Source organism: Lactobacillus sp. UMNPBX4, assembly GCF_002554115.1.
In the GTDB taxonomy this organism is placed as follows: domain Bacteria; phylum Bacillota; class Bacilli; order Lactobacillales; family Lactobacillaceae; genus Lactobacillus; species Lactobacillus gallinarum.
In genome coordinates, this window is sequence record NZ_PCZF01000044.1 from 1 (window position 1) to 13,482 (window position 13,482).

Annotated in this window: 12 protein-coding genes and 2 pseudogenes; 7 read left to right on the top strand and 7 right to left on the bottom strand. The window is 35.7% G+C overall.

Going from position 1 to position 13,482, the window contains the following annotated elements; genetic code table 11:
* Window positions 1-140: 140 nt before the first annotated feature.
* The 3 genes from CP355_RS07965 to CP355_RS07975 all read right to left on the bottom strand — a co-directional run bounded on the left by CP355_RS07965 (window position 141) and on the right by CP355_RS07975 (window position 2,250).
* Window positions 141-1,376: an MFS transporter gene (locus CP355_RS07965; protein ID WP_098044292.1), complete on the bottom strand. Its 1,236-nt coding sequence runs from the start codon at window positions 1,374-1,376 to the stop codon at window positions 141-143.
* 134 nt (window positions 1,377-1,510) lie between these two features.
* Entirely contained in the window at window positions 1,511-1,810 is a 300-nt protein-coding gene (locus CP355_RS07970; RefSeq protein ID WP_098036637.1) for a hypothetical protein, read from the bottom strand.
* A 146-nt stretch (window positions 1,811-1,956) separates the two neighbouring features.
* On the bottom strand, window positions 1,957-2,250 hold the full coding sequence (locus tag CP355_RS07975; protein ID WP_025006238.1) for a hypothetical protein: 294 nt from the start codon (window positions 2,248-2,250) through the stop codon (window positions 1,957-1,959).
* Between the two features lie 102 nt (window positions 2,251-2,352).
* On the opposite strand from CP355_RS07975, the gene CP355_RS07980 reads away from it, so the two are divergent.
* From CP355_RS07980 to CP355_RS07990, 3 genes are read left to right on the top strand one after another with little or no spacing between them, the layout of a single operon-like run.
* On the top strand, window positions 2,353-3,015 hold the full coding sequence (locus tag CP355_RS07980) for a serine dehydratase beta chain (RefSeq protein ID WP_098044293.1): 663 nt from the start codon (window positions 2,353-2,355) through the stop codon (window positions 3,013-3,015).
* A gap of 14 nt (window positions 3,016-3,029) precedes the next feature.
* Window positions 3,030-3,911, top strand: a complete 882-nt coding sequence (gene sdaAA, locus CP355_RS07985; protein WP_098044294.1) for an L-serine ammonia-lyase, iron-sulfur-dependent, subunit alpha — start codon at window positions 3,030-3,032, stop codon at window positions 3,909-3,911.
* 4 nt (window positions 3,912-3,915) lie between these two features.
* Window positions 3,916-4,242: a metal-sulfur cluster assembly factor gene (locus CP355_RS07990; RefSeq protein WP_098044298.1), complete on the top strand. Its 327-nt coding sequence runs from the start codon at window positions 3,916-3,918 to the stop codon at window positions 4,240-4,242.
* 41 nt (window positions 4,243-4,283) lie between these two features.
* On the opposite strand, the gene pulA is transcribed toward CP355_RS07990, so the two are convergent.
* Window positions 4,284-8,645: a type I pullulanase gene (pulA, locus tag CP355_RS07995; RefSeq protein ID WP_098044295.1), complete on the bottom strand. Its 4,362-nt coding sequence runs from the start codon at window positions 8,643-8,645 to the stop codon at window positions 4,284-4,286.
* 282 nt (window positions 8,646-8,927) lie between these two features.
* Here pulA and CP355_RS08000 point away from each other — a divergent pair.
* Window positions 8,928-9,934: pseudogene (locus CP355_RS08000) on the top strand (NlpC/P60 family protein).
* A gap of 8 nt (window positions 9,935-9,942) precedes the next feature.
* Window positions 9,943-10,803: a C39 family peptidase gene (locus tag CP355_RS08005; protein ID WP_233187016.1), complete on the top strand. Its 861-nt coding sequence runs from the start codon at window positions 9,943-9,945 to the stop codon at window positions 10,801-10,803.
* A gap of 545 nt (window positions 10,804-11,348) precedes the next feature.
* Here CP355_RS08005 and CP355_RS10300 read toward each other — a convergent pair.
* The gene (locus tag CP355_RS10300; RefSeq protein WP_158227542.1) at window positions 11,349-11,507 is read right to left on the bottom strand and encodes a hypothetical protein; all 159 of its coding nucleotides are present in this window, start codon (window positions 11,505-11,507) and stop codon (window positions 11,349-11,351) included.
* A 147-nt stretch (window positions 11,508-11,654) separates the two neighbouring features.
* On the opposite strand from CP355_RS10300, the gene CP355_RS08015 reads away from it, so the two are divergent.
* A complete protein-coding gene (locus tag CP355_RS08015; protein WP_098044296.1) occupies window positions 11,655-11,867 on the top strand; it encodes a hypothetical protein in 213 nt (70 codons plus the stop codon).
* A 72-nt stretch (window positions 11,868-11,939) separates the two neighbouring features.
* Here CP355_RS08015 and CP355_RS08020 read toward each other — a convergent pair whose 3' ends face one another.
* Window positions 11,940-12,392 carry an HIRAN domain-containing protein gene (locus tag CP355_RS08020; RefSeq protein ID WP_233187017.1) on the bottom strand — a complete coding sequence of 151 codons (453 nt, stop codon included), beginning with the start codon at window positions 12,390-12,392 and terminating at the stop codon, window positions 11,940-11,942.
* Window positions 12,393-12,404: 12 nt separating this feature from the next.
* Window positions 12,405-12,987: pseudogene (locus tag CP355_RS08025) on the bottom strand (ABC transporter substrate-binding protein); the annotation flags it as partial.
* Window positions 12,988-13,184: 197 nt separating this feature from the next.
* On the opposite strand from CP355_RS08025, the gene CP355_RS10305 reads away from it, so the two are divergent.
* Entirely contained in the window at window positions 13,185-13,340 is a 156-nt protein-coding gene (locus CP355_RS10305; protein WP_155830881.1) for a hypothetical protein, read from the top strand.
* Window positions 13,341-13,482 lie beyond the last annotated feature (142 nt).

Consider the following 13,482-nt stretch of genomic DNA (forward strand, 5'->3'; position numbering starts at 1 on the left):
CAATTGACTTATTGAGATATTCTCATCTTTCCATTTACGATAAATTTCTATTTTTTGTTCTTTATTAAATTTAGACATAGTAAAAGACCTAAAAGTGTCTCACTTTTAGGTCTCACTTCATGAGACGAAGCTTTTTCTTTTTACTCAACTATTTCTAAATCAGAATTTACGCTTTCTTTTTTACCTAGTGTAATCATGATCACAATGAAGCTAAGTACAAATGCTGAGACATTAATCATCCATCCTAAGTCGTAAGATCCAGTTTGATCGAAGAATAAACCGATCAAGTAAACCGAAGCTGACATGGCAAATGCACCAATCATATTGACGACCGAAAGAATGTTACTATAGTCTTTTTCACCAAAAATTTGACGAATTAAATATGGCAATGCAACTAAACAAACTCCCTGACCAAGACCGAGAATTACGGCAGCTAAAATCAATAAATTGCTTTCTCTAAGCATTGCCTGGCCGCCCCAACCGATTACACCGAATAAAGAATAAACGGCTAAAACTAACTTGGCATTAAACTTATCAAGGAAATAACCGATAGAAATCTTACCAATTGCGGCACCAATCATTACTCCTGATACAACAGTTGCGGCAGTGATTGGTGAAATTCCGATATTAGTAATATGTCCTGAAATATGTTGGACAGAACCGGAAACAAATTGCAGTGCAAGCATGGCGAAAGCTACAGCGTAAAATACTGGCATCTTCAAAGCTTGCTTCAGGCTTAAACCTGTTAAAGCCACCTTTTTGCTTGATTGCATTGCTTTGCCATATGCAGGATATTGCATCGTTGGTTCAGGCTTAATTGAAATAGCTAAAGGAACTAAAATCATTCCAATCAATAGAGCTTCACCAACAAAGCCGCCACGCCAACCAAATTGCTTAATTACTTCGGCAATAATCGGATTAAAAATCGTTCCACCTAAAGCAGAAAGTCCGAGCGAGATTCCCATCACTGTGCCGAGCTTTTGGTTAAACCACTTGCTAAGCAAAACAGGAATTGACAAAGTAATTGCGATCGGCTGACAAATCCCAATGATTGTCCATGCAAGATAAAAATGAACTAATGAATTGGCAAAAGTTAAGCTAAGCATGCTAACGGCAATTAAGACAAAGCAAGCGGTTAAAAGCCAGCGTAAATTTACCTTTTCCATGATTTTACCAGCAAAAAGCAAGGCAATTGCAGCAGCCGCATTCTGAAATGTCGTCATTAGTGCAACATTAGCACGTCCTACATTAAACTCTTGACTGATTGGCCCGAAGAATAATCCAATTGTATTAACCAACAAGCCAAACCCAATCATTGAGATAAAACAACAAACGATAAATATCCACCACGGAAAAAATGATTTTTTATGTGTCACTTCTTTTCCAACTTTCTAAAAATTTGTCTTTTACTATTATATGTGAAAAATATCACTTAATGTTTTAAGAAAATTTAAAATTAGTCATGAAAAAATGCCCCACAACAGTGAGGCATTTTAATGATCTAATGAATTTAATTTCTTTTAATGTAAGGCTTTACTATGTCAAGCAATTCTGTCAATGCATTCAAGCTAGTTAAGGTTTGAACAGAAAATGGTTTGCCTGGTTCTGCTGGCGTTCCGTTGTCTAAGAACAAATAAGCATATCCTTTGAAGACATCAATGTTAACACCTAATCTATCTGCATTAGTATTAGTTTTACGAAGCATTAATGCAGGTGAACCTAGGTTATCTGTTAAATGATGATATACTTCCCAATTTTCTGAATTTTTAACGCCTTGTTCAATCTTTTGCAAAATTTCTTTGTCTGTCATATAACTTCCTCCGAACTTATGAATATAAGTTCATAACTATCAATGGTTTTTTAATTACTCTTCATATCTATGATAGCATATTAAGTTACAGCGCTTACAAAATAAGAATAAAAACTATTATTCTATGTTTAGTAATTTATTCTTTACTAAAACAAGCTAGTCATATATTCGCTAACTGCACGCTGTTGCATTTCTTCCCAGCTATTAAAATTAGTTTCCTTCTTAACAAAATCATCTACCACTTTTTGACCTAATTGTTCAATCTCAGGAAAACTTCTTGCGCCCAACTCTCTTACAAAAACATCAATCGTAGTAAAATGCGTATTCTTTTGCATGAATCTTGGATTAAACAAGTCTTGATAAGATACTGCTTGTTGTCCGCCCTGTTCTTCTGCTACCTTTTCCAAATTTTTCTTCAATTCATCTTTTTCTTTAGTCATTATTTTCAACCCCTAGCTAATTTTTAATTACTATTAAAATAATACATTGATTAGTAATAATTCGCTATAATGAAAGCAGAATACTTACTTGGAGATACAGAAATGACGAATCGTTACAAAAGTGTATTTGATATTATCGGGCCCATCATGGTAGGTCCATCTAGTTCACATACAGCTGGTGCCGTCGCAATCGGCCGAGCTGGAAACAAACTTTTTGGTGGAGTTCCTAGAAAAGTAACAGTCCATTACTATGGCTCTTTCGCCCAAACTCATCGCGGCCACGGGACAGACTACGCCATCGCCGCGGGAATTTTAGGCTTTGACACAGATGATCTGCGTGTACCTAATGCACCTGAGATTGCTAAAAAACGTGGCGTCGATATTCGCTTTGTCGAAGAAGATGGACCTAGTCCAATCGATCATCCCAATACAGCAATTTTAGACATGTCTAGCGGGACCAAAAAGGCACAGATATCGGGCTGCTCTATCGGCGGTGGATCGATCGAAATTCGTCATTTAATAATTCACGACACCGAGATCACCCCAACAGGTTCGTTGCCAATTATTATTTGGTTTGATTACGAAAAAGATATTCTTAACGATCAAAATTTGACTTCCTTATTACGAGAAAAAGCTCCTTTTAGCAAGAAGCGAATTTTTCGCACTAAAGATTGCAATATCTACGAATACGATATCGACAACTATCTCAAGCCTGCCTTAGTAAAAGAGTTAAAAGAAAAGTTTGAAAATATTATTTGTCTTTGAAACGGAACAAAATTATGTATAACCATATTAAAGAAATTGTTGCTGATTCTGAAAAGCAACATAAACCTATTTCGGAGTTAATTATTGAACAAGAATGCGTGCTATCTGGTCTGCCGCGGCAAATAATCTGGAACCGAATGAAACATAATTTGGCTACAATGCGTGCCGCAGTGGAGCGTGGAAAAAGCGGTGATGGCGTATTTTCTAAAACAGGTTTAACTGGTGGTGAAGCTGTCAAAATTAAAAAATATCGTCAAACTCACCATACTTTATCTGGCGACACTATCATGGCCGCAGTGCAAAATGCGGTTGCCACCAACGAAGTCAATGCTTCAATGGGCGTAATTTGTGCCACACCTACAGCTGGCTCCTCTGGTACCTTGCCTGGTGTCTTGTTTTTATTAGAAAAAAGAATGGATCTTAGTGAAGAACAAATGATTCGCTTCCTTTTTACCGCTGGCGGATTCGGTCTTGTTATTGCCAATAACGCAGAAATTGCCGGCGCAACCGGTGGCTGCCAAGCCGAAGTTGGTAGTGCATCTGCCATGGGCGCTGCTGCCGCAGTTGAGGCAGCTGGTGGCAGTGCTGAGCAGAGCGCACAAGCAATGTCGATTGCAATGTCTAACTTGCTCGGTCTAGTCTGCGACCCAATCGCTGGCTTGGTTGAAGTTCCTTGCGTTAAGAGGAATGCGATCGGTGCAGGCAATGCTTTAGTTTCGGCAGACATGGCGCTTGCGGGATGCACCAGTGTAATTCCGGCCGACGAATGTATCGACGCCATGAAAAAAGTTGGTCATCAAATGCCAGCATCCCTCCGCGAAACCGGAATCGGCGGCTTAGCTGGCACTCCAACCGGCCAAGCAATCAAAGCTAAAATTTTTGGCAAGGATGCGTGATAAAATGCGTGACGGTGAAACAATTAAAAACGATATTATCAATCAATTGGCGACAGTCATTGATCCTGAATTGAACGTTGACGTAGTCAATTTAGGGCTAATTTATGAAATCGACTTGGACAAAGATGGGATCTGTCTGATCAATATGACTTTGACCACCCCTGCTTGTCCGCTAACTGGTTACCTAATTGATGGCATTACTCAAGCGGTTAAAAAAGTGCCAGAAGTAAAAAACGTTGATGTGGAATTTGTGTGGTATCCGGTCTGGACGCCGGATCGTATGAGCGATGCAGCGAAGAAATATTTTAATATAGATACAAAAAAGGACTAATCTGGTTGGATTAGTCCTTTTTGATTGCTTATTTTGTTGTCTTATTCAGAAAGTTTGTCAACATTTCTTACTTTAATATATTTATTTTTACCAATACGATAGAACTTCTTTCCTCTAATAGTTACTACATGTCCTTCACTCATAATAAAGACTGTAGATTGCTTTCTTAATAAGATATGATCTTTATTTGCCTTAACACGTCTACCTTCTTTGTTATAGACAAATGAATTATGTTTTAGAATTCCCTTCAATCCAGTATTTACAGCCTTAATAAATTTGTTATGGCCAATTTGATAAAACTTCTTACCATTGATAGTAATTAGTCTACCACTATATCTTACTTTAACAAATCGATCATTCTTAAGTACAAGCTTTTTACCATTCTCAGTTACAATATTGCCATTAATATCATAAACATATGCATTATGTACTAATAACTTAGTAATATCCTTAAGCATATTGGCTACCTTAACATATTGATTTTCACCAATACGATAGAATTCTTTATTCTTAATGGTTGTTGTTTGACCGTTATCAAGAATCTTTACGGAACTTCCCTTTATTAAATCAATATTTGATCCGTCAGTCTTCTTCACTACATCACCATTTGAATCATAAACATATGCATTATGTGTCAATTCAATTGTATCGGCACTAACTTCTGTCGAAGTATTAACATTTGAAGGAATTTGAACAGGTTGAGTTTCATCCTGGTTTCCAATATTTGTTGTTGGAGTTTCATTTACCCCTTCTACAACTAAAGTGCTCAACGGCATCAAAGTTGTATTTTGACCTAAAGATACTTTTCCATCACTATCAAGTAATTTATGATAACCGGTTAAGTCAACTCCCTTTAAAGCAGCATCATTATTATTAACATTAAAGATGATATACATCTTCTTGCCATTTTCTTTATACTCAAAGGCAAAAATCCCATCTTTACCTGCATTTATGGCTTTAACATTTTGATTAATTTGATCATAGTTATTTAAATGTAAAGCAGAAAGTTTTTTACGTAAATCTGTTAATTGCTTAAAGTAATTTACTGTATCTTTATTTGCACCAATTCGATCCCAATCAATTTGATTAATTTTAATTGATGAATTATAAGAATTGTTATTACCAGCCTTAGTTCTAAGTCCTTCTTGACCTGAATGGAAGAACGGAATTCCTTCTGCAAACATTACCATTGAATCGGCTAATCTAATGCGTTTAGCTATATTAGCGTCTGATTCATTTGGCATTCTCTTTTTAATGTAGTCATACAATGTATAACCATCGTGACAGGAAACATAGTTAATCATTTGACTTGGCTTTACGTATGGGTGAGTTTCCCAAGCATCATATTTTAACTTTTGTCCACCTAAGAAACTATCCACAAATTTTTTAGCATTGTTAGCATAATTTGATTCATGCCCATTACCAATTACTAAGCCAGCATTACCATTTACAGGATCATCGTCACCTTTAACTGTATTTCTAATATCATCACTAAAGAAGCCTACATCTGGTACTTTTGGAGCATTAGGTTGACTTGTACCTACTTCTTTACAGTATGGATTCATATCCCAGCCTTCACCATAAGTTATTATTCCGGGATCAATTTTATCTAAAGCTGCTCTGACAGCATTCATAGTATCAGTATCAAGTAACGACATAATATCAAAGCGGAAACCATCCACTTTATATTGCTTAGCCCAATACGTTACTGAGTCAACAATGTATTTACGAACCATTTTTCCCGTACTACGAATATCATTACCGCATCCACTAATGCCAGTTGGATTATTGTCTTTATCATAGTGGAAATAGTATCCAGGAACCGTTAATTCAAAGGCTTGTTTCTTTGGATCAAACACGTGATTGTAAACCACATCCATTACTACTCTAATCCCTGCTTTATGAAGTCCATTAATCATTTCCTTCATTTCTTTAATTCTAGCAGTCGGATTCTTTGGATCACTTGAATATGAACCTTCTGGTACATCATAATTCTTAGGATCATAACCCCAGTTATACTGATCAGCTAATGGTTTTGTTTCATCTACACTTGCATAATCAAATGATGGCATAATTTGAACGTGCGTAATTCCAAGTGCCTTAAGGTAAGCTAGACCTGTTACTTGTCCAGTTGGTGTTTTACCTGATTCAATCATGCCTAAATATTTACCTTTATCCTTAATTCCTGAATTAGGGTCACTTGAAAAATCACGAATAGAAGTTTCATAAATAATTGCTTGAGTTGGACTCGAGAATTCGGGCATTCTATTAAAGTTATTAGGCTTTATATTGTCATAATCTTCAATTACTGTACGGTCGCCATTAACAGTTACAGCTTTAGAATATGGATCATCGGTTTGCGTCTTAAGACCATTACCAAAAGTTAAACTATAGTCATATGCTTTACCTTTCATATCACCTTCTAGGACACTAGACCAGACACCTTTATCTCCACGTTTCATAATAATGGTTTTAGCAGGTTGAGCATCATTATCTAATGAATCATAGATATTCAATACTACACTTTTGGCAGTTGGAGACCATAATTTAATAGTTGTTTGCTTCTTATCATAAGTAACACCTAAATCATTACCATCATAACCATATTTATCATCAAAAGCCTTTGAACGAACGTAACTACCAAGATCAATAGCTTTGTAATTACCTTTTAATCCAATTTGATTATTATCAAGAATATCTAAATCTTGAGTAGTTGTAATTTCAAACTTCTTACTTCTACCATTACTATCTGGATCAACAGCGGTTATCTTTGCAATTGAATTATTATCATTAAGCGTTAAATCAGCTTTAGCCTCATCAGCGCTCATCTTCTTACCAGTTTCAATAGCTACTGTATTAGGAGAAGTCATCGAAGCAGAAGTTACACTTTGTTGAGCTAAAGCAAAACTTTCAGTATAGTAAGCTGTATAGTCTTTATTAACCAAATAAATATTAGTTGGCTTAGTACCTGGTAATAGGGTAAAGCTTCTAGCTGCAGTATCTGAACCTACTGGTGCTACAAATACCTGTTTAAATTTCTTATCGGTTAAAGTAATATTACCAGTATGATTCTTATCAAGCGTTACTGTTTGTGCCTTATCCTTATTATCATCAGTCCATACTTTTATTTGTTTAACATCATTATTATTGTAATAATGAACAGTTACACTTCCGCCGTTAAATACTGGGGTTACCTTTTGCTGATCATCGCTCTTTTCTTTATACCATACTTCTGCCTTACCATTATCATCAACGGTAATAGCTCTATCTTGACCGGAGCCATCTTTACCCCAATCATTAACACCTTTTATTAAAGCACCAATTTGTTGGTAATTATTGTCTAAAGTGATATTAGCGTAATAACCATAGTCATCCTTGCCATCCCACTTATATTGAGTACCACTACTATTTGGCTTCTTTCCCCAAATATATGGTACCCACTTTGTACCATCACCATTAAAGTGAATAGTTACATCAGTAGTATTACTAATAACATGTTGGTTAGGTTTTTGTGTTTGTTTTTTAGGTATTGGCGCAAAGCTCTTAGAATAATAAGCTTTTGAGTCATTATTGACTACATAAATATCTGCAGTTTCACTACCCGGCATTGGTTTAAAAGTTCTAGGAATTTTATCAGCTTCTACTGGTTCAACATAGATTTCATGGAAACTTATTTTAGTATCAGTAAAGTTAAAATCTGCTTCATTATTTTTATCTAAACTTACTGTTCGTTTTGTGTTATCAGTATCAGTCCAATAATTAATATTTTTTACCTGATTATCTGATTTCTTATCTTCATAATAATGTAATTTGATATTCGCATGGTTATAGATAGGTGTTACTTTTTGCTGATCATCACTCTTTGCTTTATACCATACTTCTGCTCTACCATTATCAGGTACAGTCACAGTACGATCATTGCCACTGCCATCTTTACCCCAATTTTTATCCTTTATTAAAAGACCAAGTTTTTTATAATTACCATCTAAAGTAATTGAAGCATATTTACCATATGAATCCTCACCGGTCCATTCATATTCTTGACCATTACTACCAGGATTAGCTCCCCAAATATAAGGTTTCCAGGTGTCTCCATCACCTTGATAATGCACAATTACCTTAGTTTCTGGTTTATCTTCCGTAGAATTTGTCTGATTTTCAGTTTGAGTTACTGGTGTAGCTGTTTGTGCTGTTGGTAAAGCTTTCGATTCCTCTTTATCAGCTTGATTTAAGTTAGAAGTTGAGGTTTGAGTAGCCTTGCTAATTTGTTGACTAGTTGGCTCTTCGGTTGTTGTTTCAGCTTGTACATTGTTAGTTGTTGTATTTGCACCTAACCACAAGCCTAAAATAGCCGAACTACAAATAAAAACTGACTTCCCTAAATTATAATGATACCTATTCATTTCTAAACCTCATTTTTAAATCTGAATAATTTTAACAACAAGTCTATTCTATGTGTAAGCGATTACATTTACAATATGCATTAATTTTTTTGTTATCGTTAACATGGCTATTGCCTATACATTTTTTGCTTTAGTTCACAAAATAATAATTACTTTTGAATAAAAACATAATATGTTACAAATTATTACTGAATAAATCTATTCCAACTTTTTAATTCTTCCTTTCTATTTAAAAATTTTTAAAACGCGAGTAAATTTCCAAAAATTATGGAGGAGAAATATATGTTGAAAAATACAAAGTGGACTACAGCAATCGTAGCAGTTTTACTTGGTACGGGAATCGCTTCTGCAAATCACGTTCAAGCCGATACTGTTAGCGATGCTCAATCAAATACTCAAGTAGTACAGAACTCTAATTAGTCTCAAAGTTCTACTACAGAAAAGAAAGCTTCGACTTTCAATAAAAGCGACTTTCTTTCATCTAATCCTAAGATCATTCGCTTAAAGCAAAATACTACTATTTATAAGGATGCCGCTTTAACTCAAGTTGATCATCAAGCCAAAAAGGGATATCACTATTTAACTAGTAAGTTAGTCATCCCCGCTGATAACGCTCCAGTTTTAAAGTTAAATAACGGCAAGTACATCAGCGCTAAAAAACATTGATAGCTAAAGTTAGGGGTTACGAAAATCCTAAGGGCTATCATCAAATTCATTACACTCAAATCAAGCCATATGGTCACGCTGGCTATAACCTTTACCGCGGATACGAAGGGATTAAAACCTGGAAAGTAATGCACCGCATGGGTACTTGGTATGGCATTGATAGTTATGTTGCCTCATTAAATGCTAAGGCTTGGCAGGGCAGAAAAGCTCACGTCGAAGCAATGATTAACCAAGCTTACAAATACATGGGTAAGCCATGGCTTGCAGGTTGTTCTTCAAGTCCAGCTTATGGTGTAGATTGCTCCGGTTTAGTAATGCAAGGACTTTACGCTGGCGGAATTAGCCCTGTTCCAACTAGTTCAATCGGTCACGCTCACCCAGGCAATGAATGGAACTCACGCAATCTTTGGGCAGATAAGCACCTCAAGCGTGTTGCATACTCTCAAAGAAGACGTGGTGACTTAGTATTCTACTACCAACCAGGTACACACACTATTTGGCACGTTGCTATTTACTTAGGTAACAACCGCGTTATCGAAAGTTGGCCACCACGCGTAATGGTTGCACCAATTTCAAACAGTCAACGTAACGTTATTGCAGGAATCAAGCGTCCATTCATCTAGGATTAATTATGAAAGGTAAAATTTTATTCATTAGTATTATTTCCTGCTTCTTGCTCACTGGCTTTTCTACTACGGTTAAGGCTGATGAAACTGATCAATCTCGGGCTAGCCAGACGAATACTCCAGCTAAAAATAATAGCGGCTGGAAAGTAACTAACGGCAATACCTACTACCTAAAAAATGGCGCAGCAATCAAAGGCTTAAAAAAGATTAATGGTTACTGGTACCTATTTAACAAAAACGGCGCAATGCTTAAAAATGTGCGTAAAGTTCCTCACGCTAAGCATTACAGCTACTTTGATCAATTAGGTAGACGCCGCATGAAGAACACTTCAACTAAGAAGGCATATTATTGGATTAACAAAAAAGGACAAATTACAGGTATCAAAAATAATGCCAAAGTAATTTGTCAACGACCACAAATGCCTACTGGTTGTGAAATTACTGCGGTGACTATGATGCTTAACTTTGCTGGTAAAAAAGTAAGCAAGTATCAAGCTGCTAAAGTTATGCCACGTAGTTCCAATCCAAATAAAGGCTTTGTGGGTTCACCTTATAAAAAGTTTCCCCTTGGCTTTTGGGTTGCACCTGGTGGCGTTAAACCAGTCGCTCAACACTATTTAGGCAAGTCAAAAATTATGACTAATTGCAGCATCAATGCAATTAAGCAAAAGTTGTTGCGGTCTCACCTAGTAGTTGTTTGGGTTGGCATGTTTGATGGTATTTCTAACCATGCTATTACTCTAACCGGTTATCACGGCAATACGCTTTACTACAATGATCCATGGACCGGTACCAAGCGCAAGATCAGCGTAGCCAAGTTCAAAATTCACTGGGCTTTAGATGGTCATCGCGCTATTAGTTATTAATATGAATTTAAATAGGGATGCAAAAATGCATCCCTATTTAATTTGTAATTTTCTATTCTAAGATCAAGTATTATAATATTCCCAGAATGAAATCTTACTAACGGGAGAAATTTAATTTGTACATATATTATCAAATTGGAATATTTGTCGGTTTAGTGTTTGTGGCGCTTGCTATCAATATTTTTCGTCAAGCGCATAAAAGTGGCTATCCATCGAATTTAGTCAACTGCATATTTTCAATCACTATTTCAACAGCTGGAATATGCATCATCGTTGCTAGCTTAGCCGCAATTCAACCACACAATTGGTATACTAGTAGCTTACTTTGGAAAATGTTAATTGCCGGATAGTAAAAATGGCCCAATACCAATCAAGGTATTGAGTCATTTTTTGGTTTATTCCACTTTACCTACATAGATTCTCAAAATCTTACGATTCAAAAATCGATCTTTTTGCTCGATTTTTTTCATTTTCTCTGCTAGTCCTGGTTTAATTTGATCTAGATTACTTTTATCAAGCGGCTTTTTTACTTCTAAATGATGACTCTACCACTCATTATTGTCTTCACTATTTTCACTCCAAGCAAGTTCAATTCTTTCTTGAGTATTATCTGCAAAATACAAAGTGACATCGATGATATCATCATGATCACACAGACGCTTGCCTACCGGCTCATCGAAATTAGTAAAAAACTGATTTGCCAATTTATAATCTAATCAAAAAATTATCATCAATTTTATGTTTTTCACTATTATATTTTAACCAATTCCAATTACAGTACTACAATATAGTTGAAAAGTCAGATAACAGCCAAGTTACTCACAACTTCGACTAATAGAAAGGAAGATTTCATGAAATATTTATCAAGAAATCAAGCAGAACAATGGCTGAATCAACACACGCTTTATGGTAAAAAGAGAAAGATGTTTACCAACAAATTTATGAAGAGGTTGAGCAAATCCTACCGCTTAGTTCCTGATAAACATACTCTTTTTGGTAAGAAGTATAGCTTACTAGAATTAAAAGAATATGCACACGATGTAAATCCTCGTTCATTTGCTTAATATCAAAAATATAAAACAAAAACTACTGATAATTTTCGTTAAAAACGTCGATCTATCAGTAGTTTTTATTTTTTATGCGCGCATATAAACTTTCACAATTAGGTACAGGCTCTTACCATCCCAATGAAAGGTCTTAGTTTTACCGAATAATAAATTTCCTTCATCCATCAAACGGCTCAAGATTAGATTGTTGTTTCTTGGCAAATAACCCAGCTTCAATCCACCTGTAGTATATACGCTAATCGCATGTTCATCATATTGGTTATTGGGCTCACGCATCAAAACTAATGGATCATCTTCATGGAGTTTTGGCACCACGTGATCTGCTAAATTAAGATATTGACTACCGGCCAGTTCACAACCATACAGAAAAACATCCCGTGCATTGCTAGAATTGCTGTATTGCAGACGTTTGATCTCATCTACTTGCGTTTGCAATTTTTCTACTTGATCAAGTAAATCTTCGAAAATATCTTGTGGTGGAATGTGAATAGTTTCATCAGAATCATGAAATTGCATGATCATTAGTCCTTTCTAATTTTCCTTAGTTACGAATCTTGAGTCATTCATCGGATTGTTCTCACTGTACATCCCTGTACATCCCTCTTGGTGATGGTTCAGTTAACAATGACCAAGCAGCCCTGAACATATCAATATTTTTATCGTCATGGTCAAGTTTATCATAGACATAATTAAATTCCATTAATCTACCACCGGTTAAGCTAACATTCAAACCGATTTTATGCCATTGTTGGATGTAATTTTGTACGATTGACTCTTGGACAGCTAAACCACTCATTGTAGCCAAGTGAATCTTAAGTGACTTGCCATTGAGAGTTAACTACGTCAGCAATATCAAACTTGTGACTCTTGATAGCTTGTGAAGCTGAATTAGTTGAAACCACTTGGGCGATAATCTTGTTTAGCTTAGGTGTGCCTCTCCAATAATATTTGTTAGGTACCCAAGTTACTGATTGACCTCTAACCACCTGCTTACCTTATATGGTCCAAAAAAAATTGGATTCTTTCTGATTTTATCGGATGAAATTAACTTCTTGAATGGAATATCTTTTAAATAATGATATAGAGCTGCCGTTTCAAGGAAATAATCGTTGCCTGATTAGAGCATCCCTAGCTTCATTTGAGAGTCGAATCTATTGTAATCGATTACAATAGATGCCACCGTAAATTTTAACGTAATTAAATAGTCTAAAAAGCAAAATTTATTAAAACAATGATTAGAAAGAAGAAGAATTATGAGTAAAGTTTTCGTATTTGGTGGCTCCGGCAAAGATTTAATTAAAGATCTAGTAGCTGGTGTCCGTTAATAATTCTGAGTCTCAATCAAATCCAATTCCAGATGTTGCACAGGTACTTGCAGATGTTCTGAAGTTCCCTGCTACCAAATATAAGGTAATTGAGATGACTGGCGGAGACACTCCAATTGACAAGGCTTTAGAGCAAGTTAAATAAGAGTTTCAACAAGTTTAAAAATATATGTGTAATTGTGTTTCTTAAGTGTTATAAAGTGTGTTATAATCTCGCTACAAGGTGGTGAGATTTTTTATGTCTAGAATTATGTATTTAAAAGAAGCTGCTGCCTATCTTGGCAAAG